At 36.6% G+C, this 23,883-nt stretch carries 22 protein-coding genes and 1 other annotated feature; all 22 genes read right to left on the bottom strand.

Going from position 1 to position 23,883, the window contains the following annotated elements; genetic code table 11:
* Positions 1-6 precede the first annotated feature (6 nt).
* Positions 7-336 (bottom strand): TraR/DksA C4-type zinc finger protein, encoded by a 330-nt coding sequence (locus tag BAU28_RS13690; RefSeq protein ID WP_071718822.1) that lies wholly within the window; start codon positions 334-336, stop codon positions 7-9.
* Between the two features lie 157 nt (positions 337-493).
* The gene (ileS2, locus tag BAU28_RS13685; protein ID WP_071718821.1) at positions 494-3,259 is read right to left on the bottom strand and encodes an isoleucine--tRNA ligase; all 2,766 of its coding nucleotides are present in this window, start codon (positions 3,257-3,259) and stop codon (positions 494-496) included.
* Between the two features lie 72 nt (positions 3,260-3,331).
* Positions 3,332-3,556, bottom strand: a binding site (T-box leader).
* 51 nt (positions 3,557-3,607) lie between these two features.
* A complete protein-coding gene (gene divIVA / locus BAU28_RS13680; protein WP_001131611.1) occupies positions 3,608-4,114 on the bottom strand; it encodes a septum site-determining protein DivIVA in 507 nt (168 codons plus the stop codon).
* A gap of 89 nt (positions 4,115-4,203) precedes the next feature.
* Positions 4,204-4,971, bottom strand: a complete 768-nt coding sequence (locus tag BAU28_RS13675; RefSeq protein ID WP_025148295.1) for a YlmH family RNA-binding protein — start codon at positions 4,969-4,971, stop codon at positions 4,204-4,206.
* Positions 4,972-4,986: 15 nt separating this feature from the next.
* A complete protein-coding gene (locus BAU28_RS13670; RefSeq protein ID WP_002173147.1) occupies positions 4,987-5,250 on the bottom strand; it encodes a YggT family protein in 264 nt (87 codons plus the stop codon).
* 6 nt (positions 5,251-5,256) lie between these two features.
* The gene (locus BAU28_RS13665) at positions 5,257-5,727 is read right to left on the bottom strand and encodes a cell division protein SepF (RefSeq protein ID WP_071718820.1); all 471 of its coding nucleotides are present in this window, start codon (positions 5,725-5,727) and stop codon (positions 5,257-5,259) included.
* Between the two features lie 19 nt (positions 5,728-5,746).
* Positions 5,747-6,421 (bottom strand): YggS family pyridoxal phosphate-dependent enzyme, encoded by a 675-nt coding sequence (locus tag BAU28_RS13660; RefSeq protein WP_071718819.1) that lies wholly within the window; start codon positions 6,419-6,421, stop codon positions 5,747-5,749.
* Positions 6,422-6,426: 5 nt separating this feature from the next.
* A complete protein-coding gene (gene pgeF, locus BAU28_RS13655; protein ID WP_071718818.1) occupies positions 6,427-7,236 on the bottom strand; it encodes a peptidoglycan editing factor PgeF in 810 nt (269 codons plus the stop codon).
* Positions 7,237-7,354: 118 nt separating this feature from the next.
* Positions 7,355-7,633, bottom strand: a complete 279-nt coding sequence (locus BAU28_RS13650; RefSeq protein WP_071718817.1) for a YlmC/YmxH family sporulation protein — start codon at positions 7,631-7,633, stop codon at positions 7,355-7,357.
* 250 nt (positions 7,634-7,883) lie between these two features.
* Positions 7,884-8,663, bottom strand: a complete 780-nt coding sequence (gene sigG, locus BAU28_RS13645; protein WP_000197755.1) for an RNA polymerase sporulation sigma factor SigG — start codon at positions 8,661-8,663, stop codon at positions 7,884-7,886.
* 158 nt (positions 8,664-8,821) lie between these two features.
* Complete coding sequence (gene sigE / locus BAU28_RS13640) at positions 8,822-9,541, bottom strand: RNA polymerase sporulation sigma factor SigE (protein WP_000976947.1); 720 nt, start codon at positions 9,539-9,541, stop codon at positions 8,822-8,824.
* Between the two features lie 19 nt (positions 9,542-9,560).
* Positions 9,561-10,478, bottom strand: a complete 918-nt coding sequence (gene spoIIGA, locus BAU28_RS13635; protein WP_048373994.1) for a sigma-E processing peptidase SpoIIGA — start codon at positions 10,476-10,478, stop codon at positions 9,561-9,563.
* Positions 10,479-10,772: 294 nt separating this feature from the next.
* On the bottom strand, positions 10,773-11,924 hold the full coding sequence (gene ftsZ, locus BAU28_RS13630; RefSeq protein ID WP_048373997.1) for a cell division protein FtsZ: 1,152 nt from the start codon (positions 11,922-11,924) through the stop codon (positions 10,773-10,775).
* Positions 11,925-11,963: 39 nt separating this feature from the next.
* A complete protein-coding gene (gene ftsA, locus BAU28_RS13625; RefSeq protein ID WP_025147787.1) occupies positions 11,964-13,265 on the bottom strand; it encodes a cell division protein FtsA in 1,302 nt (433 codons plus the stop codon).
* A gap of 401 nt (positions 13,266-13,666) precedes the next feature.
* Positions 13,667-14,437: a cell division protein DivIB gene (gene divIB / locus BAU28_RS13620; RefSeq protein WP_048374001.1), complete on the bottom strand. Its 771-nt coding sequence runs from the start codon at positions 14,435-14,437 to the stop codon at positions 13,667-13,669.
* 98 nt (positions 14,438-14,535) lie between these two features.
* The gene (murB, locus tag BAU28_RS13615) at positions 14,536-15,441 is read right to left on the bottom strand and encodes a UDP-N-acetylmuramate dehydrogenase (RefSeq protein ID WP_033719437.1); all 906 of its coding nucleotides are present in this window, start codon (positions 15,439-15,441) and stop codon (positions 14,536-14,538) included.
* A 60-nt stretch (positions 15,442-15,501) separates the two neighbouring features.
* Positions 15,502-16,596 carry an undecaprenyldiphospho-muramoylpentapeptide beta-N-acetylglucosaminyltransferase gene (gene murG, locus BAU28_RS13610; protein WP_025147785.1) on the bottom strand — a complete coding sequence of 365 codons (1,095 nt, stop codon included), beginning with the start codon at positions 16,594-16,596 and terminating at the stop codon, positions 15,502-15,504.
* Between the two features lie 102 nt (positions 16,597-16,698).
* Positions 16,699-17,790, bottom strand: a complete 1,092-nt coding sequence (gene spoVE / locus BAU28_RS13605) for a stage V sporulation protein E (RefSeq protein ID WP_025147784.1) — start codon at positions 17,788-17,790, stop codon at positions 16,699-16,701.
* A gap of 90 nt (positions 17,791-17,880) precedes the next feature.
* Positions 17,881-19,233, bottom strand: a complete 1,353-nt coding sequence (gene murD, locus BAU28_RS13600; protein ID WP_071718816.1) for a UDP-N-acetylmuramoyl-L-alanine--D-glutamate ligase — start codon at positions 19,231-19,233, stop codon at positions 17,881-17,883.
* On the bottom strand, positions 19,234-20,208 hold the full coding sequence (mraY, locus tag BAU28_RS13595; protein WP_025147782.1) for a phospho-N-acetylmuramoyl-pentapeptide-transferase: 975 nt from the start codon (positions 20,206-20,208) through the stop codon (positions 19,234-19,236).
* Positions 20,209-20,230: 22 nt separating this feature from the next.
* Positions 20,231-21,706, bottom strand: coding sequence for a UDP-N-acetylmuramoyl-L-alanyl-D-glutamate--2,6-diaminopimelate ligase (locus BAU28_RS13590; RefSeq protein WP_071718815.1), 1,476 nt, complete (start codon positions 21,704-21,706; stop codon positions 20,231-20,233).
* Between the two features lie 210 nt (positions 21,707-21,916).
* Positions 21,917-23,833 (bottom strand): stage V sporulation protein D, encoded by a 1,917-nt coding sequence (locus tag BAU28_RS13585; RefSeq protein WP_048374008.1) that lies wholly within the window; start codon positions 23,831-23,833, stop codon positions 21,917-21,919.
* Positions 23,834-23,883: the final 50 nt, after the last annotated feature.

The following is a 23,883-nucleotide window of genomic DNA, read 5'->3' as shown; positions in this document are numbered from 1 at the left end:
GCACATTCATACATTTACTTTTTCATAGAAAAATTCATGAATGGTACGGGCAGTCGGCATCGTTTTCATTTGTTTTACCGAAATTACTCTCCCTGTTTCTTCACAAATAGCGTACATATCTATTTCCATTTTAAACAATGCACGTTCTACATCTTTTAAATCCTCTTTTATATCATGTAATAGCAATTTTTTCTTTGTCTCTTCCTTTATTTCATATCCAAGTTCTTGCCCAAATTCCATATAATATGTGTGCATTACTTCTTTAGCCAATCTCTCTTGCAACTCTTTTCTCATCAATTGTAATTCTTCTTTTATTTCCATATAAATTTCATTCACGTGTACATTCCTCCCAGCTGCAATGTACGATTAGTGTGTCCGAAATTTCTATGCTTACCTCACACACATTTTTCCTTCATAGGAAAGAGAGTGAAAGTTATTTTAATATATCATCAATAAAAAAACTGACTGCACTTACGCACAGTCAGTTTTTTTATTATTTTACATAGTTTTCTTTAACAACTGTTGCACAACGCTCACATAATGTTTCATGTTCAGCATCTTTACCAATTGTTTCTGAAACTACCCAACAACGTTCACATGTTTCACCAGTTGCTTGAGCAACAACAACCGCTGTATGCTCATACTTCGGTGCATCTGCTGGCGCTTCTTCCATCATGCCACCAAGTTTATACTCAGAAACGATGAATAATTGCTTTAAGTCTTCGCTAATAGACTCTAACATAGTTTTCATTTCTGCAGTTGGATATAGCGTAATACTTGCATTTAATGACTTACCGATTACTTTTTCATTACGAGCTACTTCTAACGCTTTTAATACGTCATCACGCAATGTCATAAATGCATCCCATTTTGTTTTTAATTCTTCCGCACCATCTAATTGTACAGCTTCTGGCATATCAGTTAATTGTACACTTTCTTCTGTTACACCTGGAATGTATGGCCATACTTCATCAGCCGTATGCGGTAAGATTGGTGTTACAAGTTTCGTCAATGCAACAAGAACATCATATAATACAGTTTGAATTGCACGACGATCTTCATGGTTTGCACCTTCAATGTATAAAATGTCTTTTGCAAAGTCTAAGTAGAATGAACTTAAATCAATTGTACAGAAGTTATGAATTGCATGATATACAGCAGCGAAGTCGTATGTCTCATATGCTTCTTTTACTTTTGTTATTAAGTCATTTAATTTCACTAACATGTAACGATCTACTTCACGAAGTTCAGCTACCGCTACTGTATTTTCACTTGGCTTAAAGTCATCTAAGTTTCCTAATAAGAAACGGAATGTATTACGGATTTTACGATACACTTCTGCTACTTGTTTTAAAATATCATCTGAAATACGTACGTCAGATTGATAGTCAACAGAAGATACCCATAAGCGTAAAATATCTCCACCTAATTGATCCATAATTTTCTTCGGTACGACGATGTTTCCGATCGACTTACTCATTTTACGTCCTTCACCATCTAATACGAAACCATGGCTTAGTACGCCTTTATATGGAGCTTTACCTGTTACAGCAACCGCTGTTGATAATGAAGAGTTAAACCAACCACGATACTGGTCAGATCCTTCTAAATATAAATCTGCTGGGCGTTGTAGGTCATCACGCTCTTCTAATACCGCTTGGTGAGAAGAACCTGAATCGAACCATACATCCATAATGTCTGTTTCTTTACGGAATTCACCATTTGGGCTACCTGGATGTGTAAATCCTTTTGGTAATAGATCTTTCGCTTCACGCTCGAACCATACGTTAGAACCGTGTTCACGGAATAAATCTGCTACGTGGTTAATTGTTTCATCCGTAATAATTGGATCACCATTCTCTGCATAGAATACAGGAATTGGCACACCCCATGCACGCTGACGAGAAATACACCAGTCACCACGGTCACGAACCATATTATGAAGACGAGTTTCTCCCCATGCTGGTACCCATTTTGTTTCCGCAACAGCTTCTAATAACTCTTTACGGAATGCTTCAATAGATGCAAACCACTGTGCTGTCGCACGGAAAATAATTGGTTTTTTCGTTCTCCAATCATGTGGATATGAATGCGAAATGAATGTTAGTTTCAGTAACGCGCCTACTTCTTCTAATTTTTCTGTAATTGGCTTGTTAGCTTTATCATAGAATAAGCCTTCAAATCCAGGTGCTTCATTTGTTAATACACCTTTATCATCAACTGGGCAAAGTACTTCTAATCCATACTTTTTACCAACAACGAAGTCATCTTCCCCGTGTCCTGGTGCTGTATGAACACAACCTGTACCTGCATCTGTTGTTACGTGATCTCCTAGCATAACTAATGAATCACGATCGTAGAATGGATGTTTTGCAACTGTATACTCAAGTTCGCTACCTTTTACCGTTTTCACAACTTCAGCATTTTCCCACTCTAACGTTTTTACAACTGTCTCAAATAGTTCAGAAGCAATGATATATTTTTCATCATTTACTTTTACAATGCTGTATTCAAGTTCTGGGTGAACAGAAATACCTAAGTTTGCAGGTAACGTCCAAGGTGTTGTTGTCCAGATAATGAATTTTTCGTCGCCTTCTAATACGTTCTTTCCGTCTTTTACAGGGAATGCTACGTAAATAGATGCTGATTTTTTATCTTGATATTCAATTTCAGCTTCTGCTAAAGCTGATTCACTCGTTGGAGACCAATAAACTGGTTTTTGTCCTTTATAGATATAACCTTTTTTCGCCATGTCACCAAACACTTTAATTTGTTGTGCTTCATAAGCTGGCTCTAAAGTAATATATGGATTGTCCCAATCTGCACGTACACCTAGACGCTTAAATTGTTCACGTTGACGTTCTACTTGTTCATATGCATACTCTGCACATAACTTACGGAACTCAGCAACTGTCATTTCTTTACGCTTTACACCTTTATTCGTTAAAGCCTGTTCAATTGGTAAACCGTGTGTATCCCAACCTGGCACATATGGTGCACAGTATCCTGTCATTGATTTAAAGCGAACGATAAAGTCTTTTAACACTTTATTCAACGCGTGTCCCATATGAATGTCACCATTCGCATATGGAGGTCCATCATGCAGTACAAATAAAGGACGACCCTTTGTATGCTCTTGCACTTTTTCATAAATGTTCATTTCAGCCCATTTTTCTTGCATTGCAGGCTCGCGTTTTGGTAAATTCCCACGCATAGGGAATTCTGTTTTTGGCATTAGTAATGTATTTTTGTACTCCATGCTCAATTCCTCCTTGAATGTATAAAAGAAAGACCTTAAAAAACGGAATAAAAAAGAGACTTTCTCATCCCAAAAAGGGACGAGAAAGTCTCCCGCGGTACCACCCTAGTAGACCATATACAAATGTATAGGATCCTCTTTATATTCTTAACGCGAATATACGCCTACGCTTACTACAAATGTTCAGCGTGGAACTCCAGGGTGATATTCCCATTATCTCCTTATCCTGAGCTTACACCATCCTCAGTTCGCTATATAAGGTATGAAAAAGGTACTTATCCCTATCTTCGTTTTTCTTAATAAATATGTTGTTTAAAATTATATGTAATAATGAGAAAAACGTCAAGCTTACACTGTTTCTTCTTTTTTCAACAGCTCATCTACTTCGTCTTCTAACTCAATTAGTTTATCCCAATCGTCGTTGTTTAACATTTCAAGTTGTGTTTCTAATAACATACGGAAACGAGTTCGGAATACTTTCGCTTGTTTCTTCAACTCTTCAATATCAAAAGCAACTTTTCTTGATTTCACTAACGCTTCGTTAATGATACGATCTGCATTTTTTTCTGCTTCACGTACAATTAATTTTGCTTCTTTTTGTGCATTACGCTTCACTTCTTCGGCAGCCTCTTGTGCGACAACGATAGATTTGTTCAGCGTATCTTCAATATTAGAAAAATGATCTAACTTTCCTTCTAATTGTGCAACCTTTTCTTCTAAAGCTTTTTTCTCACGAATGACTAATTCATAATCTTTGATGATTTGATCAAGAAACTCATTTACTTGATCTTCATCATAGCCACGGAATCCGCGACCAAATTCTTTGTTATGAATATCTAATGGTGTTAACGGCACAACGCCACCTCCAAGTAGTTATCTAAATTTCCTCTTTTAATTATATCTTTTCTTCGACAAAATAAGAGAATTTCCTTCTAAAAAACCAATCATTTTAGTATACCATACAAAACTCTCCATTTGTCGCGCTTTGTTCTACCTTCAACGGAAAATAATTTGCTTCGTCCATACCCTCTAATCGAGAAAACATCCCCTGGAAAACATTCATACGAAGTTTGCTCTACTGTTTTCCAATTGACTTTTACTAGACCATTTTTTATGAGGGGTTGTGCTTTTTGCCTAGATATATGTAACATTTCAGCTAATAAAACATCTAGACGAAGTGACGAAACAGTACCAGATTTTTCTCCCCATTTTTCACTTACCTGCAAAATTTGCTCTACTTGTATAGGAAAAAGTGTGACTTTCATTTTCCCTATTGATTGTAAGTTCATTTCAATATACGATACAACTTCTTTTGCAACTGCAATTTGGGCACGATCTTCTTGTAGCAAAATATCACCACATTTTTCCCTTGTTAAACCAAGCGACATGAATGCACCTAATATTTGCCTATGTTCTAGCGTATAAAACTTGGAAGGATAGTCAATTTCTAATACTTCTACTTGAAATTCCTCTTCATTTAATTCTAGATAGTCTGGATAAATTAGTGCTCTTTTCCGTTCGGCTTCAGGCATCGCACCATCAAACCGTACAGCTACATCTCCTTGTCCTATTACCATAGAAACAATTTGTTGCTGTCTTGGATCAAGAAAGTCCGTTAACTTGACTTGATGGTACTCAGCTGCCTGTTTCCACTCTAATACTTTATCCACAAAGACCTCTTCATCAGGTCTAAAATGCTCGTAGATGCTCATGCATGTAACCTCTCGCTAAACAAAATAAAGAAATAAACTCGCCAATCCTCTACCAGCAAGATTCAATGTGAAAATCGCGACAATTGGAGAAATATCAATCATACCAAGCGGTGGAATAAATCTCCTAAAAGGCTCTAAATAAGGTTCGCAAATGCGTGCAAGAAAATCACCAAATGCTGATTCTCTTGCACCTGGGAACCAAGACAAAAGAATGTAAATGATAAGCGCATAGGAATAAATTTGAATAGCATAATGCAATACTGTTAGAACTGTTATCATGGCGTATTACCACCTCTTTATATTCGTCTCTTCTTCTTCACCGAACAACTCTGAAATTGCACCAACAATATCTACATTTTCAGGTGTACACATAAATGTTTTCGGGCCTATTTTTTGAATATCCCCGCCTATAGCGTATACAGTACCACTTAAAAAGTCAACGATACGTACAGCTTGATCTGTAGACATTCTCTGCAAATTAATTACAACAGCTCGTCTACCTTTTAAGTGATCCGAAATGCCTTGTGCTTCCGAATATGTGCGTGGTTCTAGTAAAACAACTTTTGAAGATTGCTTTGCTGTTTCAATGCTCACAATATTTTGTTTCGGTTGCACTTTCGCAAACGGAACATCTTGTTGTTCTGGGGGATCTTGTTGTTTTTTCATGTCTGTTTGCTCCTTTTCATACCCATATTGAGCTGCTTCTTTTTCTTCCGGTGTGTCAAAAAAGAAGTATTTTACTTTTGACCAACTCATAATAACTTTCTCCTTCCTTTTACGCTTTTCCTACTAAAACCGTTCCCAAACGAATATATGTAGCACCTTCCTCAATTGCAATCGTGTAATCATTGGACATTCCCATTGATAATTCTTTACATGGCGCATGTAATAATTCTAGCTCCTGAACTTGCTTTTGTAGCATGCGCAATTCCTTAAAGCAGCGACGAACCTCTTCCTCTTCTTCTGTAAACGGAGCCATTGTCATCAGTCCTACCACTTCAATTTTATCCAATTCTTGCAAACTTTGAATAAAAGAAATTGTTTCTTCTATCGCCAATCCTTGCTTTGATTCTTCAGATGATGTTTTCACTTGAATAAAGCATTGAATTTTCTTTTCAGCACGTTTTTGAATTTCTTTTGCAAGAGAAAGACGATCTAATGAATGTAAATAATCAATCTCATTAATGATTTCTTTTACTTTTCTCGTTTGCAATGAGCCAATAAAATGCCAATTCACTTTTGAGCCGAAATGCTCATATTTTTGTAAAAAACCTTCATTTCTATTTTCACCTAAATCGATAATTCCAGCTTCAATTACTTCGTTTGTTTTTTCAATTCCTACAGTTTTTGTAACTGCAACGAGCTTAATATCTTTCACCGAACGTCCAGCTCGTGCACAAGATTTTGTAATCGCCTCGTTTACAACTGCTAAATTCCCTTGTACTGTCACTTGCTTCAATCCTCCTTAAAACCTATGAAACTCAACATTCTCCCTGTCTTACCTTGATCACGACGATGAGAGAAAAAGAATTGTTCTTCACAGCTTGTACAAAGAGATGACATTACAATATGTTCTTCTTTTATACCTGCTTGTACACATAATATACGATTAACTTCTTTTAAATTAATTGCATACTGTCCATCAGAAATTACTTTATAAGGAACAGGACCGTTTACTACTTGCTGAGCTGCTGTTAATACTCGATCATCAACAACATAACAACATGATCCGATTGCTGGCCCAATTGCAACATGAATTTCATCACTTGAAACACCTTCTGCATTCCACTTTTGAATCATTTCTTTCGCAATCTCTTTTACAGTTCCTTTCCATCCAGCATGTGCAAGTCCTATCATACCACGTGATGGTGCATAAAAATAGAGTGGTACACAATCCGCGTAACAGGATGTTAAGAGTACATCTGTATTAGTTGTATAAATGCCATCCGTTTTTGGAATACCGTCTTCATATAAATAGACGCCTTTTCCTTTTTCTTGTTGCCCTACTTTTTCAACATGATGATCATGAACTTGTTCAGAACAAATCCATTTTTCTAATGGTTTTTGTAACTTATTCGCTAAAATGCGTCTGTTTTCATGAACATTCTCCACGATATCATTCACATGTAATCCTAAATTCATCGCATGAAAGGAGCCTGTACTTACCCCACCATCTTTTGTCGTAAATCCAGCAGTAATGTTTCCAAGTTCTTTCCACGCTTGTAAATACAGTATACCGTCCACATATTTAAATGGTTCTCTCATAAAGCGGCTCCTTTTAATTAAAATAACAGAAAAAAAGCATGGTACTTCCTGTCTATTTTACCATACTTTTATTTTTTCATAATGACAACAGAAAAAAAAGAGGAATTTGTAATATTCTTTAAGAAATTGTCGGTATTTGTATTGATTCTGTTACAGAATTAACATGATCTACTTTTACAAGTATGACATCTTCCCCAATTTTCATAATTTGTTCCCAAGGAATTACAAATTCTACTTCCTTCCCAAAGAGTCCAAGCATTCGTGCCTGTTTAAAAATAATAACCGCCCTAATCTTTCCTGTGTCTATATCAATATCAATATCTCCAATATTCCCAAGTCTCTTTCCATCTGAAACATTTACAACATCCTTCATTTGAAACTCCGAAATCCGTATCATATTCATCTTCTCCCTTATATCGCAAATTGTAAGTACGTAGACCATTATTTCTCACATAAAGTAAAACTTTAATCAGTGGGGGTTTTGTTCATCCCCCACTGATTATTAGCCCTCACCAATCGGGCTTTTACAGGAAGTAACCGCTACTAAGAGAAACCCCATATCGTTTTCATTATATGAATCCACCCCCCCTACTATGAGCGTCAACTCCATTACATATAAAAAGGCCTCACCATAACTGGTGAGGGCCTTATCCTTGAATCGTCTTATTCATTTGCTTAATAGCAGACTTCTCCAAACGTGATACTTGCGCTTGAGAAATCCCAATTTCTTCAGCAACTTCCATCTGTGTCTTTCCTTGGAAGAAACGTTTTCGAATAATCATTTTCTCACGATCATTTAAACGCTTCATCCCTTCTTTCAACGCTAGTTCTTCAACCCACTGCTCGTCCTTTTGTTTTTCATCACTTAACTGATCCATAACAAAGATAGGATCTCCTCCATCGTTATAAATTGGTTCAAATAATGAAACTGGGTCTTGAATCGCATCTAGCGCAAAAACAATCTCTTCATGTGTCACTTCGAGAACTTTTGCAATATCCATTGCTGTTGGTTCTTTTGAATTTTCAGCAATCAACTTTTCTCTTACTTGCAATGCTTTATACGCAATATCGCGCAATGAGCGAGATACGCGAATTGGATTATTATCACGCAAATATCTGCGTATTTCCCCAATAATCATCGGCACAGCATATGTTGAAAATTTAACATTTTGGCCTAAATCAAAGTTATCAATGGATTTCATAAGTCCAATGCAGCCAACTTGAAATAAATCATCAACATATTCTCCTCTGTTATTAAATCTTTGGATGACGCTCAGTACAAGACGTAAGTTTCCATTCACTAATTTCTCTCTTGCGCTTATCTCTCCACTTTGCATTTCACGAAATAATTTACGCATCTCTTCATTTTTTAGTACTGGAAGTTTAGCTGTATCAACACCGCAAATTTCTACTTTGTTTCTCGTCAAAGTGTTCCCTCCTATCGGGAGTTGCTGTACAGTGTAAAGTATTTCCTTTGAAGGGGATTTTATGCATATGGTTTTCTCATCATTTTTCATAAACGTTTCATTTCCTAATGCAACAAAAAAGAATAAGACCAGCTTGGATCCCAAGCTGGTCTTATTCTTTACACCATTTTATTAAATTCTTTTCGTAATCTTTTTATAATTCTTTTTTCCAAACGAGAAATATAAGACTGCGAAATTCCGAGCATATCCGCCACGTCTTTTTGTGTCTTTTCTTCTTCACCAGCGAGCCCAAATCGAAGCTCCATAATTTGTTTTTCACGATCATTTAATTGATGCAATGCTTTCATCAAAAGATGACGATCTACAGTAGCTTCTAAATCTTTTGTAATAATGTCATCATCTGTACCTAAAACATCTGATAACAACAATTCATTGCCATCCCAATCTATGTTAAGTGGTTCATCAAAAGAAACTTCCGAACGATTTTTATTATTTCGACGCAAATGCATTAAAATCTCATTTTCTATACAACGAGATGCATATGTTGCTAATTTTATTTTCTTTTCTGGATTAAATGTATTCACTGCTTTAATAAGGCCGATTGTTCCTATACTTATCAAATCCTCAATATTTATCCCTGTATTTTCAAACTTTCTCGCTATATATACAACAAGACGTAAATTACGTTCAATAAGCAGTGACCTCGCCGCTTGATCTCCTTTTGGCAATTTATTCAAAAGAACTTCCTCTTCTTCTTTCGTTAAAGGAGGTGGCAGTGCTTCACTTCCACCTATGTAATAAATTTCATCGGTCTTAATTCCTAGTTTCAATAATACTTTATACCAAAGGTATACTAAATAAAATTTCAATTTCATCATATTATCCCGCCTCTCATAATTAAGCGATTACCACTTTTTGTGAAATCAACATTTTCGGATGTACAATACATTGATACTCTCCATTCGTGGACAATTGCTGTGTGTTTAGCCCAATCAGAACCTTATTTACAACCACAGCATTTCCTTCGTGATAAACTTGAACACTATCTGGCTTAATCGCCCATAAAAATTGATGTTCTATCCCTACTGCCCGAAAAGGAACTAAACGCAACCTTGTCGCCCATCCAGAATCATTTTCTGGTATTTGAGGGATTTCTGTTTTGGAATAAATCTGCGCTGTCAACCAAGTTGGTAAACAATGCTCTAATGATGAAATATGCATAATCATAACAGGTGTTTTGGTTAAAGGATCGTGAAGTTGGTTCCCACTATCAATTAGACCGTCTAATTCCAATTCATACTCTGCTAATTGGATCTTTACCTTTACAATTTGATCATAATGTATTTTTGTAACTTCTACACTTTCAATACGTTTCTTGGAGAAATAATAAATAATCGGAAAACCAAGAAAAACGAATAACCAACTGACAGGATCTCCATAAGAAATCGATTTCGCTTGAACTAATCCATTTACCATTTCATTTGTTTGCAAAAAGAAATGAGTTCCAATTAATCCTCCGCCAACCATAAAAGTTACAAAGTAAAAAGTAAAAACAGTTTGTGCATAATTTCTAAACGTTGAAAATCCAAATGCTGTATACACAATAAGTAACGAGTACAGTAGTTTCATAATTGGATGTGTCATCATAGAAGCAAAGGGAGTAAAGGCGAAAATAACAATGGTCGAACCTATAAATGCCCCTAACACTAGCCTCCATCTTTTGATCCTCTTTTTCAACACGGTAGCTGTTAATAAAAGTAAAAGAAAATCAATGCAGGCGTTTAACAACCAAACAACGTCGGCGTAAACAACCAAACAATTCACCTCTTTTTTTAAGTTGAGACTAGTATAATGCATATCCACTAGGAAAGTGTGTCAATTTGCGGAGGGGTTTTTTTGTTATTTTGTGATTTCTAGACATAATCTGTCGGTAATAAATAAAAATATTTTTTTCATAGAATAATATAGATTTCTTACTTGTATACATATGAAGTGAACTGTATGTACACAAAAATATAAAGGTCTCCATTGACAAGCAATAAAAAAAGACCTGCTTAGCAGATCTTTTGCATTTAGACAACAAAAAAAGGAGCATGAAAGCTCCTTTTTTTATCGTCTACGACGGTTACGTAAAAATGCTGGAATATCGATATCATCTGAATCTGTATGACGCTCATGTACAATCGGCTCTTCACGTTTCATTTCACGTTTTACTTCACGCTGTTTTGAAGGTTGAGCTACTGGTTGTTGCTGTTGTGCATGATTCACATTCGGACGGATAATTGGTTTTGGTGGCTGCGTCGCAGCGCTATCATCAAAACCAGTTGCAATTACAGTTACAACGATATCATCTTTTAACCCTTCATTAATAACAGAACCGAAGATCATATTTACTTCTGGATCCGAAGCTGAAGCTACAATATCTGCCGCTTCTTGCACTTCATATAAACTTAAGTTTGCTCCACCCGTAATGTTCATAATAACACCTTGAGCTCCATCAATAGATGTCTCTAGTAATGGACTAGAGATCGCTTTTTTCGCAGCTTCAGCAGCACGATTTTCACCATTACCAGAACCGATACCCATTAAAGCAGAACCTCTATTAGACATAATTGTCTTTACGTCTGCAAAGTCTAAGTTAATAAGACCTGGTGTAGCAATTAAATCAGAAATACCTTGAACACCTTGACGTAATACGTTATCAGCTTCACGGAATGCTTCTAACATTGGCGTATTTTTATCAACAATCTCTAATAAGCGATCGTTTGGAATTACAATAAGTGTATCTACATTTTCTTTAAATGCCGCAATACCAGATGCTGCTTGCGTTGCACGCTTACGTCCTTCAAATGTAAATGGACGTGTTACAACACCAACTGTTAACGCACCTAATTCTTTTGCAACTTGAGCAACAACTGGAGCTGCACCAGTTCCAGTTCCGCCGCCCATACCAGCAGTTACGAAGACCATATCCGCACCACGAAGTGCTTCTTGGATCTGTTCTTTACTTTCTTCTGCAGCTTTTTTCCCTACTTCAGGGTTTGCGCCTGCACCAAGTCCACGCGTTAATTTTCCACCAATTTGCATTTTTGTTTCAGCTTTTGATAGATTTAATGCTTGTGCATCAGTATTCACAGCGATAAAGTCTACACCTTGTACACCGTGTTCAATCATACGGTTTACAGCATTGTTTCCGCCACCGCCGACACCGATAACTTTTATATTCGCTAATTGATCTTGAGTAGTATCAAACTCTAACATGTCGAAATCCCCCTAGAACCTCATTTTTCGTGTCCAATTTTAATCCCATAAATAACGGAATACACGTTTTACTTTTGACATCATACGGTCATCATTTTGATTATTATTGTTTTGATTACGAGTTTTTTGCTTTGCAGGTTGCTGTTGTACCGGCGTTGGCGCTGGTACTGGTTCAAAATGCTCTTGCTTTTCCTGCACATTTTTCCCACGTAATTTAGCTTTTTGATAAGAGTGTTTAATTAATCCAACTCCAATTGTATATTGAGGCTCACGAACACCAATATAATCAGGAGTTGCTATACGAACATTTTCATGTAAAATATCATACGCAAGATCAAGAACACCTGGCATAGAAGCAATTCCACCAGTTAGTACATATCCAGAAGCTACTTGTTTTACTCCTAGCTTACGCACTTCATCTTGAACAAACATTAAAATTTCCTCTACACGAGCCTCGATGATATCCGATAATTCCAATTGAGAATATTGTTCTGTTTGATCGCTTCCCATAATAGGAACCGTAAACATCTCTTCTTCAGATGCTGTATCATAAAAAGCATGTCCATATTTCAGCTTAATTTGATCTGCATTTTCTGTCGAAGTTTTCAGCCCAATCGCTATATCCTTCGTTATATGATCTCCACCTAATGGCAATACGCTCGTTGCTTGCAGCTCTCCATCTTTAAAAATAGATAACGTAGTAGATCCTCCACCAATATCAACAAGGGCTACTCCTCTATTTCTTTCATCCGAAGATAAGGCAACTGTCGCAGCAGCTAAAGGTTGCAGACAAATATCAACAATTTCAAGACCTGCTTTTTCTACACAACGAAGTAGGTTATGTAGTAAAGTTCTCGAGCCTGTAATAAGTGTACCTTCCATTTCTAATCTTACACCGATCATCCCGCGTGGATCGTTAATCTCGTCAAGACCGTCTACAATGAACTGTCGAGGTACCACATCAATAAATTCACGCTCAGGAGCAATCGACACAACTTGTGCTGCATCTAGAACGCGTAAGACATCTTCATTCCCGATTTCACGATCTTCATTTGATACAGCGACTACTCCGTGACAAGGGAGCAACTGTACCTGGTTTGCATTGACACCTACTACAACTTGCTCAATGTGGATCCCCACCATGCGCTCAGCTTGTTCAATTGCTTTTTTAATTGATCGAACAGTCTCGTCTATATCAACTATCGATCCCTTCTTCAAACCATTTGATTTTACGTTTCCAACACCAATAATGTTTAAGCTGTCATTAACCATTTCACCAATGATGACTTTAACATTGGATGTACCGATGTCAAGACTAACATATATTTCATTGCTGTTCATTCTTTGGCACCTCCTTCTTTATTTATACCATACAACTCAATATATGGAACAACAATCGCAACTTTGCTATTTATAAGAAAAATATTCAACGTCTTTATACGTTTCCCTTTTTTAACCCTATATTTTTCTTATTTTTATTTAACATTCATTTAAGAATATCGCAGTAAATTGTGAATAACTGCTTTATCTTGAAATAATTCTATTTCAAGCGTAAAGTTTACCGCCAAGTATAAGTCTACACTAAGATGTACTTGTAGAAAAGTGAAACTTGTACCAATCCTAGTATGAATCTAAGAAAATTTACATATTTTTCATCAAATGAAGCATTCTCGTAAATTAGTATGCATATAAAAGAACATTCGTTTCATTTTATCCGGAATAACGTCGTGAAAACTACCATTCTATTCTTTTTTTTCTTCAGCACCTAAATCCTTCGTATATGCGCCTACTTCTAAGTCAATTAAAACCTTCTTACCAGGTTCAATTGTTTTTATAATAAGTGGATAAGCTTCCATTCGCTTTGCGAAATTTTGAATAGTGGTGCTTACTTCATATCCTTCATTCATATATAAAGTAAGATGGTCTTCATTTGCGCTCGTTGGTGTATAACGAATTTCAGAAATAGACCTTAAAATAGCCGGTGTTAATTTTTCTAGTTCTGCAATTAACTCCTTCATTTTCTCCTCTTTAAAAGGTTCAAAAATTGGTGCTGCAACAGGAAGTTTACCATTCGGAAGTACATCGAGTGTTTTCCCGTTTTCTAACAACGGTTGTAATTTTCCATCTTTGTTTATATAACCAATCGTTAAATATTCTTCAATATGAACGTCAATTTTGTTAGGAAAACGTTTTTTTACATTTACCGCTTTAATTTCTTTTCGTTTCGTTAAGTTTTCTTCTGCTTTATGTGCTGTTACTCGGAAATAACTTGTATCATAGGTCACACCAGATTCCTTCATAACTTGTTCATCTGTCATATAATGATTTCCAAACACACTTATCTTTTTTATATTACTAAGCGGAGACCGAAAATAAATTAAAAAGAGTACTAATAAAAATAAAATTGATATGTATAAAATTAAACGATGATTAACAGGTTTTTTATTCTTTTTCTTTTGATTCTTTAATTTTGGTACACGATCTTGTAGTTTAATCACTTTACTATTTTTCATGTACGATCCCCCTACGTAACATAAAGAACGGCATGTTCTTCATGCCGTTCTTATCTTCTTATTATAACATAAATGATAATGAGCGGAACGAATAACCGTTATCTTCCAATGATTTCTACTTCTGTATGCATATCTACACCAAATTTATCTTTAATTGTATGCTTTATCAATGCAATCAAATCTAATACATCTTGCGCTGATGCAGCCCCAGTATTAATAATAAAATTCCCATGCATTTCAGAAATTTGAGCCCCACCTATTTTATAACCACGAAGCCCTGCTTTTTCTATTAAATTTCCTGCAAAATACGGGATTGGGTTTCGAAATATGCTTCCTGCACAAGGATGATTCCACGGCTGCGTTTCACGGCGGTAATCTTTATTCTTTTGCATGCTACTTATAATTTCCTCACGCTCTCCTGCCTGTAATTGAAACTCAGCTTCCAAAACAATACCAGGACGTTTCCTTTGTAATACAGATGTACGATAGGAAAATTCCATTTCATTATTCGTCAGCCAGTCAATTGTACCATTTTCAAACAAAATACGAGTCTTCGTTAATATATTCGATATCTCTGAGTTATGAGCCCCTGCATTCATATATACTGCACCACCAACACTTCCTGGAATACCACTTGCAAATTCCAATCCAGCTAATCCTTGGCGACTAAGTAAAGTTGACAATTTAATAAGGGGATATCCACCACCAACTCTTACTCTATTTTTTTCGACTTCTAAGTGGTCTAATCCTTCTCCTAAACGAATAACGACACCTTCTATACCTTGATCAGATATGAGAAGGTTTGAACCGCGACCAATTGCAGTCCACTCTTTCTTATATTTCTTTACTAACTCTAGCGTTTTCTCAATACCGGCAACATGCTTTGGCACAATTAAAATATCAGCTGGTCCACCTATTTTCATAGTCGTGTAACGCGCTAACGGTTCGTTAACTAACACGCGACCAACATTTGCTTCTAAAAGCTCTTTTACTAATTGTTCCATAACAATCTCCCCCATATTAAGTCTCCTTATTACAGTAATATGCAGGGCGTTCACCTAATGTTATTTTTTAATAAGCTTGTTCATTACTTCATACAGCTTATTTGCTGCATCTGGAATACCTAGTTGCTTAGCAGCCAGTTTCATGTTTTGTAATGTTTGTGCATCTAATAAAATTTCATCAATATCACGAATAAGCGTTTCAGATGTTAAATCTTTTTCAAGTAGCATTTTAGCTGCTCCTTTATCAACAACTGAACGTGCATTTTTTTCTTGATGGTTATTTGTTACGTACGGACTTGGAATTAATACACTCGGCTTTCCTAATGCTGTTAATTCCGCAAGCGTTGTAGCTCCTGCTCTTGAAACAACAAGATCTACACCAGTCAGTACCTCCGGCATATTATGAATGAAAGGTTTAATAATAACATTATTCGGATTACCTTTTTGTTTCACGGCTTCCATAACTTTATCATAATGTACTTCACCGGTTACATATAATACTTCGTAACTTTTATTCCCAAATTGTTCAATCGCTTCTACAAAAGCATCATTAATCGGTCTAGCTCCGCGACTCCCACCAAAAATAAGTACGGATTTTTTAGGAAGAGATAGTCCTACTGAACGTTTCCCTTTCATTCCATTTTGATCCATTACTTCTGATGCACGTGGATTACCTGTCATAACCACTTTTGACTCAGGAAAATGCTCTGCAGCTGCTTCAAAGCAAACAGCAACTTTATCAACATAACGACTTAAAAATTTATTCGTTACACCAGGTACACTATTTTGTTCGTGTACAATAGTTGGAATACCTAATTTGGCCGCAGCATAAACAACTGGACCACATACATATCCACCAGTGCCAATAACAATATCAGGATTAAAACGACGAATATATCGTTTACTATCTTGAACACCTTTTAAGAAACGCATCACTGTTTTTACATTATCGAGAGATATTTTTCGTTTAAATCCACTGATAACAATAGATTGAAACGGTATACCTGCTTTCGGTACGATAGTACTCTCTAACCCATTTTCCGTACCAATGTATAAAAACCTTGCTTCCGGATTTAATTTTTTTATTTCTCTAATTAAAGCAAGAGCTGGATAAATATGTCCTCCAGTCCCCCCACCACTAACTAATACTCGCACTACAAATTCCTCCACTTCCCTGTTCTTATTCAATCGTATTTATTTCTATATACATATTGTATTTTCACACACATACGAAAAACCCTGTCTTATAAACAGGGTTTAATAGCGAGAATGGCGACTTATATTCAATAATACACCTACTGCCATTAACATTAAGGTCAAACTTGATCCACCATAACTTAAAAACGGCAAAGTAATACCCGTAACAGGCATTAGTCCTGTTACAACACCAACATTAATCATTACTTGAATCGCAATCATCGCCACAATACCTACTGCTAAAAACGTACCATATAAATCTGGCGCTCCTAATGCTATACGAATCCCGCGCCATAGTAATAGACTAAATAATAATAACACAAATGAACCGCCAATAAAACCTAATTCCTCGGATAAGATTGCAAATATAAAATCTGTTTGTGGTTCAGGCAAATAAAGAAATTTTTGTCTACTTTGTCCAAGTCCAAGCCCAAATAAACCACCAGGTCCAATTGCGAGTAACGATTGGATAATTTGAAATCCGCTTCCAAGCGGATCTGACCATGGATCTAAATAAGATGTAATCCGCTTCATTCGATATGGTGCCGATGCAATTAACCCTACAAATCCTGCTACGCCAAGTAATCCAAACATTGCAAAATGAAAGACTCGTGCTCCCGAAACAAATATCATGATGATACATGTCCCAACCATTACGGTTCCCGTACCAAGGTCTGGTTGTAACATAATCATCCCGAAAGCAAGAAATACAAAACTAAGAGCTGGTAGTAAACCACGTTTAAAAGATGTAATTAATTTTTGTCGTTCCGCTAAAAATTTTGCTAAGAAAATAATCATCGCAAACTTCATAAATTCTGACGGCTGAATGGAAAATGCCCCGATTCCAATCCAACTTCGTGCCCCACCACGAACAAGACCTACTCCAGGAATAAGAACGAGAATAAGTAGAATGAAGCAAACTAGCAAAATTACTTTTGAATAAGTACGCCACACCCAATAATCAATTTTCATTATAAAAAACATAGCCACTACACCAAGACCTGCAAACAGCAATTGTCTTTTTGCAAAAAAGAATGAATCCCCCATTTTATAAGAGGCCCAAACCGCACTCGCACTATAAACCATAATCATTCCGATTGTTAACAACGCAAGTGTAACGATGATGAGAATAAAATCAGGCGTTTTCTTCATTACCCATGAACACCACCTCTTTGGGCAGAACCTTTTGCCCTATGTAACAAAACATCAGTAGGTGTTAGCCTACTGATGTTTTGATTTACTTTATATAAGTTTATGCACAGCTTGTATAAAAATGTCTCCTCTTTCTTCAAATGTTTTAAATTGATCCCAGCTTGCACATGCTGGAGAAAGAAGAATTACATCGCCATCTGTAGAATGAGCATAAGCTTTCACTACTGCTTCATCTAAAGTATCGACACTTTCAATTACATCTAATCCCGCTTTTTCTGCCGCTCTTACTAATTTAGATGCAGTTTGTCCAAATGTTACAATCGCCTTTACATTTTTGAAATACGGAATTAAATCATCAAATTCATTTCCACGATCAAGCCCGCCTGCTAATAACACAATCGGTTGTGTAAACGCAGATAAAGCTTTCTCAGTCGCTAACATATTCGTTGCTTTTGAGTCATTATAAAACTTACGTTTATTAATAGTTGTTACATATTCTAAACGATGTTTTACGCCTGTAAAACGTTTTAATACAGCAATAATTGCTTCATTAGAAACACCTAGTAATTTAGCAATACTCATTGCCGCTAAAATATTTTCTAAATTATGCTTACCAGGTAAAACGATATCACTTACTTCAACAACTTTTTCACCTTTAAAATAAAGAGCGTTATCTTTTATACACGCACCATCTTCAATTTCTTTCGTTGTCGAGAATAGTATTTTTTGACCTTTACTATAAGCAGATAAAGCCATCACATCTGCATCATCTGCATTAATTACACTATAATCTGTTTCAGTTTGGTTTTTGAAAATATTTGCTTTCGCTAAACCATACTCTTTCTTCGTCCCATGATAATCTAAGTGAGCCTCAAATAAATTTAAAAAGGCTGCAATTTTTGGTTGGAACGATTCTACTCCCATCAATTGGAACGATGAAAGTTCTGTAACGACAACTTCATTTTCTATCGCGGATTGCGCAACTTCACAAGCTACAGTACCAATATTCCCCGCAATAACAGGATGCTTTTGTCCTTCTTTCAACATTTCAAACGTTAACATAGTCGTTGTTGTTTTACCGTTAGATCCTGTAATCCCAACAAACGGTGCTGCTGAAATACGATATGCTAATTCAACCTCAGTTACAATTGGAATTTGCTTTTCTTTCGCCGCTACTAATAGTGGATTAGAATATGGAATCCCTGGATTTTTTACGACAAGTGAAATGTTTCTCTCCAGCAATTCTAACGGATGTCCACCACATACAACATCCATTCCTTCCGCTTGTAACTCAGCTGCAAGTACATTACCCGCTAATGGTTTCCCATCATTTACAATGACGTTTGCCCCTAATTTTTTTAATAAAGTAGCTGCTGCATAACCACTTTTAGCAATACCTAATACAAGAACATTTTTATTTTGATATTCAGTTACAGTTTTCAATTACATCCACACCCCGATATAAATTCCTAGCACAGCTAATAAAAATCCTACAGACCAAAACGTCACAACAACGCGCCACTCTGACCAACCACATAATTCATAATGGTGATGTAATGGACTCATTTTAAAGACACGCTTTCCTGTTGTTTTGAACGAAATAACTTGGATAATAACAGATAAAGTCTCCATTACGAATACGCCGCCAATAATAACAAGTAGCAATTCTTGTTTTAACAAAATCGCTACAGCTGCAATTGCACCACCTAAAGCTAGAGAACCCGTATCCCCCATAAATACTTTTGCTGGATTCGCATTGAATACTAAAAAGCCAAGTACAGCTCCTACAACTGCCATACAGAAAATCGCTACCCCAAATTGTTCTTGAGCTACAGCAATAATACTAAATGCTCCGAATGCAATAGCAGCTGTCCCTGATAATAAACCATCTAAACCATCTGTTAAGTTAACCGCATTCGATCCACCAATAAGCATAAATAATACAAGAACAAAATATGCCCAGCCCAGTTCGAATTTAACATCAGTTCCAGGAATCATGATATACGTGTGAAATGCTTGCCCTTTTCCAATTAAAAAGAACGCAATAGCAATTACAAGTTGACCAATCAATTTTTGTTTTGATGTTAAACCAAGATTTCTTTTCTTAACTACTTTTATGTAGTCATCTAAAAATCCGATTAACCCGTACCCGAATGTTACTAATAATAACAATGATACTTCTGCACCTAAATGATTAAATTTAATCGCCATAATAAGCGTAGTCACCATCATAGATACATATATGACAATACCACCCATCGTTGGTGTTCCTGATTTCTTTTGGTGTGACTTCGGTCCTTCGTCACGAATACTCTGTCCGAACTTTAACTTTCTTAAAAATGGAATAAATAATGGCGAAAGGGCAACAGAAATTAAGAATGCTACCCCAGCCGTTACTAATAAACCTTGTTCAAGCACATGTAGTCCTCCTCTCATGCTGTTACTCTGCGTTGTTTAAACGCTCCGTGATTGCTTCTTTAGCGACTTCACGATCGTCAAAATGATGAACTTCTTTACCAATAATTTGATACGTTTCATGCCCTTTACCAGCAATAATAATAATATCTTCTGCTTTCACTTTCGAAATCGCATAGCGTATCGCTTCTTTCCGATCAACAATTACTTCATAATTATTCCCTTTTGCACCGTCTATCATATCATCTAAAATAGCCACTGGATCTTCACTTCTTGGATTGTCTGATGTGTAGATTGCGTGAGTTGCATATTTTGTTGCGACACTTGCCATCACCGGTCTTTTCGTCCGATCTCTATCACCACCGCAACCAACAATACAATATACATCACCTTTTGCGAACTGTTTCGCAGTTTTCAGTACGTTCTCCAGGCTATCCGGTGTATGTGCATAATCGACAATAACTGTATAATTCTGTCCGCCATCAACAACTTCAAAACGGCCAGGAACTCCAGCTAGCTTTTTAATTACATCAATAATTGTTTGTAAGTTCACGCCTGAAACAAGCCCCGCTGCTGTAGCAGCTAATACATTGTATACGTTGAACTTACCAATTAATTTCATCGTAACATTTACACTTTCATAAGGTGTTACAAGTGTAAATGTCGTGCCACCGCTCGTCATAACGATATCTTTTGCCATAATATCACTCGAAACCTCTATACCGTATGTAACGACCGTAGCTGCTGTACTTCTCATATACTCTTCCGTGACTGGATCATCGCTGTTTAATATAGCGTACTTTTCACGATTATGATTATAACTATTGCCAAGCTGTGCAAAAAGCAATCCCTTCGCATGTTTATATTCTTCCATCGTATTATGATAGTCTAAATGATCTTGTGTTAAATTCGTAAATACTGCAACATCATAATCACATCCGTGTACACGACCAAGATCTAAAGCATGAGACGAAACTTCCATTACTGTGCTATCCACACCTTGTTCAACCATTTTTGAAAACGTCTGTTGAAGTGTTAGTGCATCTGGTGTTGTATTTTTCACCTCAAATGTTTCATCACCGATTTTCATATTAATCGTTCCAATTAGCCCTGTTTTATGACCATGTGCGCGCATAATTTCATCCATAATATGCGATGTTGTTGTCTTTCCATTTGTACCTGTAATACCGATTAAATGTAACTTGTGTGTTGGTTGGCCATAAAAGTAATCAGCTAAAACCGCTAACGAACGAAAAGTATTTTTCACAAGTACAACTGGAACGTCAACATCAATTGGTCTTTCCGCAACAATAGCAGCCGCTCCTTGTGCGGCTGCTTGCTTAGCAAAGTCATGGCTATCAACCGTATATCCTTTCATACATACAAATAAGCTTCCCTCTCTCACTTTACGTGAATCAGCTTCAATAGATGTTATTTCTGGATTTTCTTTTGGAACAACTGGAAAATCATGCAAACATGATACAAGTGTATGCAACTTCATTTCACTAAACCCTCTCTACATTGTTTATTTATCTCTTATTTTAAGTAAGTAACAGTTACCTCCTAGTTATATAAAAACTGGAGGTAAGTGCTACTACAGTCTAATAAATAGACTTGTTTATTAACGAGACACTTTTCGTCTCAAATAAAGCAACTCTTCTAAAAAGAACTCACTTCCACCAATTGTACCATAAAACACAATCGGTTACCTTTAATTCCCGAAGTAAATTCTAATTTTCGAACCTTCTTTAACTTTCGCTCCAGCTTCTGGTGATTGTTTAATTACTTTCTCTCCATCACCACTTATATCAAGCTTCAAATCGACAAGTTGTGTTTGTAAATCTTTCTTCTTCATACCAATTAAATTTGGAACTTCCACAGTTGGTGTATCGCCCCATTTATATTCTTTCTCAACTTGCTCTTTTCTCGGCTCCACTCCCATAACAGGAAGTGCATCTCGAAGAATATTCCCAACAATTGGAGCCGCAACAACTCCACCAAATTGAGTGACTCCTTTCGGATTATCAACAGCAACGTAAACAACAATTTGTGGATCATCTGCTGGAGCAAAACCGATAAAAGATACAATATAGTTATTATCTAAATATTTTCCATCTTTCACCTTTTGAGCAGTTCCGGTTTTTCCACCTACACGATATCCATCAATATAAGCACCTTTACCGGACCCTTTCGCTACAACATTCTCTAATGCATAACGAACTTTCTCTGAAGTTTCCTTGGAAATAACTTTTCTTTTCGCAACAGGCGTTTTTTTGCTGACAACTTGATTATTCTTCGGGTCAATAAATTCCTTCGCTATATATGGTTGATACAAAGTTCCACCATTTACAGCAGCCGCTACTGCCGCTACTTGTTGAATTGGTGTAACCGAAACACCTTGCCCGAATGAAGTCGTTGCTTGCTCGACTGGACCAACTTTATCTAAGTTAAATAAAATCCCGCTACCTTCACCTTGCAAGTCAATTCCGGTCTTCTGTCCAAATCCGAAATTGCGAATGTATTTAAACAATCGGTCTTTACCAAGACGATCACCGAGTTCAATAAATCCCGGGTTACAAGAGTTTTGAACTACCTCTAAAAACGTTTGGCTACCATGACCTCCAGCTTTCCAACATCGCAACCTAGCTCCACCAACTTCAGCTGCTCCATCATCATAAAACGTATCTTTCTCTAAGTCTACTAAATTTTCATTCAAGGCTGCGGCTAATGTAATAATCTTAAATGTTGACCCAGGCTCATACGTACTCCATACAGGTAAGTTTCTGTTATATACTTCCGGAGAAACACTTTGAAAGTCTGCTGGATCAAAACTCGGTCGACTTGACATACCTAAAATTTCACCATTTTTCGGATTCATCGCAATTGCTATCATACCGTCTGGATTATACGTCGATTCCGCAATATTCATTTCTCTTTCCATAATCCTTGTAATGCGTGAATCAATTGTTAATCCTAAATTCAAGCCGGCTTCTGGTTTTTTAAAATCATCACCAACGTTAGGCATTCTCTGCCCTTTCGCATCTGCAAAAAATCGCACATGACCTTTATCACCATTTAGCTCTTTGTCATAATATTTCTCTAGTCCCATAAGCCCTTGATTATCACTGCCCGCAAATCCTAATACGTGTGATAAAAAGTTACCAAATGGATAGTACCGGATGGAATCCTCTGCGATATAAACACCCTTTAAGCTTAACCCTCGTACTTCTTTCGCTTTATCATGCGATATTTTCCTTCCGCCTTTATCAAGCCTTACAATCGACTCTTTTTTTGTAATCCGCTTATAAATATCATCTTTTTCCACACCTAATACTGCAGCTAACTTCTCTGCAGTCTCTGCTGGTTTTTCAATTTGCCTCGGCACAACAAAGACGGTCGGTGCACTTTTATTCGTAGCAAGCTCCACACCATTTCGATCTAAAATTTTCCCTCGCTCTGGTTCAAAAGTAATATTACGACTCCATGAATCTTTCGCACGATCCGTTAACATATTCCCAAGAAAAAATTGCACATATCCAAGACGAATATCGATGATGGTGAAAACGAGTATTCCCGATATAAGTATAAAAATAAGTCGTTTTCTAACTGTTACATTTGATACACGCATATTGGAACAAGCCTCCCTTACGCCTAGCTTGTTCCAATATATGCTTGTAC

The organism is Bacillus paramycoides (genome assembly GCF_001884235.1).
GTDB lineage: Bacteria > Bacillota > Bacilli > Bacillales > Bacillaceae_G > Bacillus_A > Bacillus_A paramycoides.
The sequence above is the reverse complement of the archived record's forward strand: the minus strand, read 5'-3'. Positions and strand labels throughout refer to the sequence as shown.

Excerpts from the sequence above, each read along its gene's own strand:
- BAU28_RS13590 (WP_071718815.1), bottom strand. The coding sequence starts at position 21,706 with ATGAAGTTGCATACACTTGTATCATGTTTGCATGATTTTCCAGTTGTT.
- murB (WP_033719437.1), bottom strand. The coding sequence starts at position 15,441 with ATGGAACAATTAGTAAAAGAGCTTTTAGAAGCAAATGTTGGTCGCGTG.
- BAU28_RS13585 (WP_048374008.1), bottom strand. The coding sequence starts at position 23,833 with ATGCGTGTATCAAATGTAACAGTTAGAAAACGACTTATTTTTATACTT.
- spoVE (WP_025147784.1), bottom strand. The coding sequence starts at position 17,790 with ATGAAGAAAACGCCTGATTTTATTCTCATCATCGTTACACTTGCGTTG.
- ftsA (WP_025147787.1), bottom strand. The coding sequence starts at position 13,265 with ATGAACAGCAATGAAATATATGTTAGTCTTGACATCGGTACATCCAAT.
- ileS2 (WP_071718821.1), bottom strand. The coding sequence starts at position 3,259 with ATGGAGTACAAAAATACATTACTAATGCCAAAAACAGAATTCCCTATG.
- BAU28_RS13675 (WP_025148295.1), bottom strand. The coding sequence starts at position 4,971 with ATGAGCATCTACGAGCATTTTAGACCTGATGAAGAGGTCTTTGTGGAT.
- BAU28_RS13650 (WP_071718817.1), bottom strand. The coding sequence starts at position 7,633 with ATGATACGGATTTCGGAGTTTCAAATGAAGGATGTTGTAAATGTTTCA.
- divIB (WP_048374001.1), bottom strand. The coding sequence starts at position 14,437 with ATGAAAAATAGTAAAGTGATTAAACTACAAGATCGTGTACCAAAATTA.
- sigE (WP_000976947.1), bottom strand. The coding sequence starts at position 9,541 with ATGATGAAATTGAAATTTTATTTAGTATACCTTTGGTATAAAGTATTA.
- pgeF (WP_071718818.1), bottom strand. The coding sequence starts at position 7,236 with ATGAGAGAACCATTTAAATATGTGGACGGTATACTGTATTTACAAGCG.
- ftsZ (WP_048373997.1), bottom strand. The coding sequence starts at position 11,924 with ATGTTAGAGTTTGATACTACTCAAGATCAATTAGCGAATATAAAAGTT.
- BAU28_RS13670 (WP_002173147.1), bottom strand. The coding sequence starts at position 5,250 with ATGATAACAGTTCTAACAGTATTGCATTATGCTATTCAAATTTATTCC.
- BAU28_RS13665 (WP_071718820.1), bottom strand. The coding sequence starts at position 5,727 with ATGAGTTGGTCAAAAGTAAAATACTTCTTTTTTGACACACCGGAAGAA.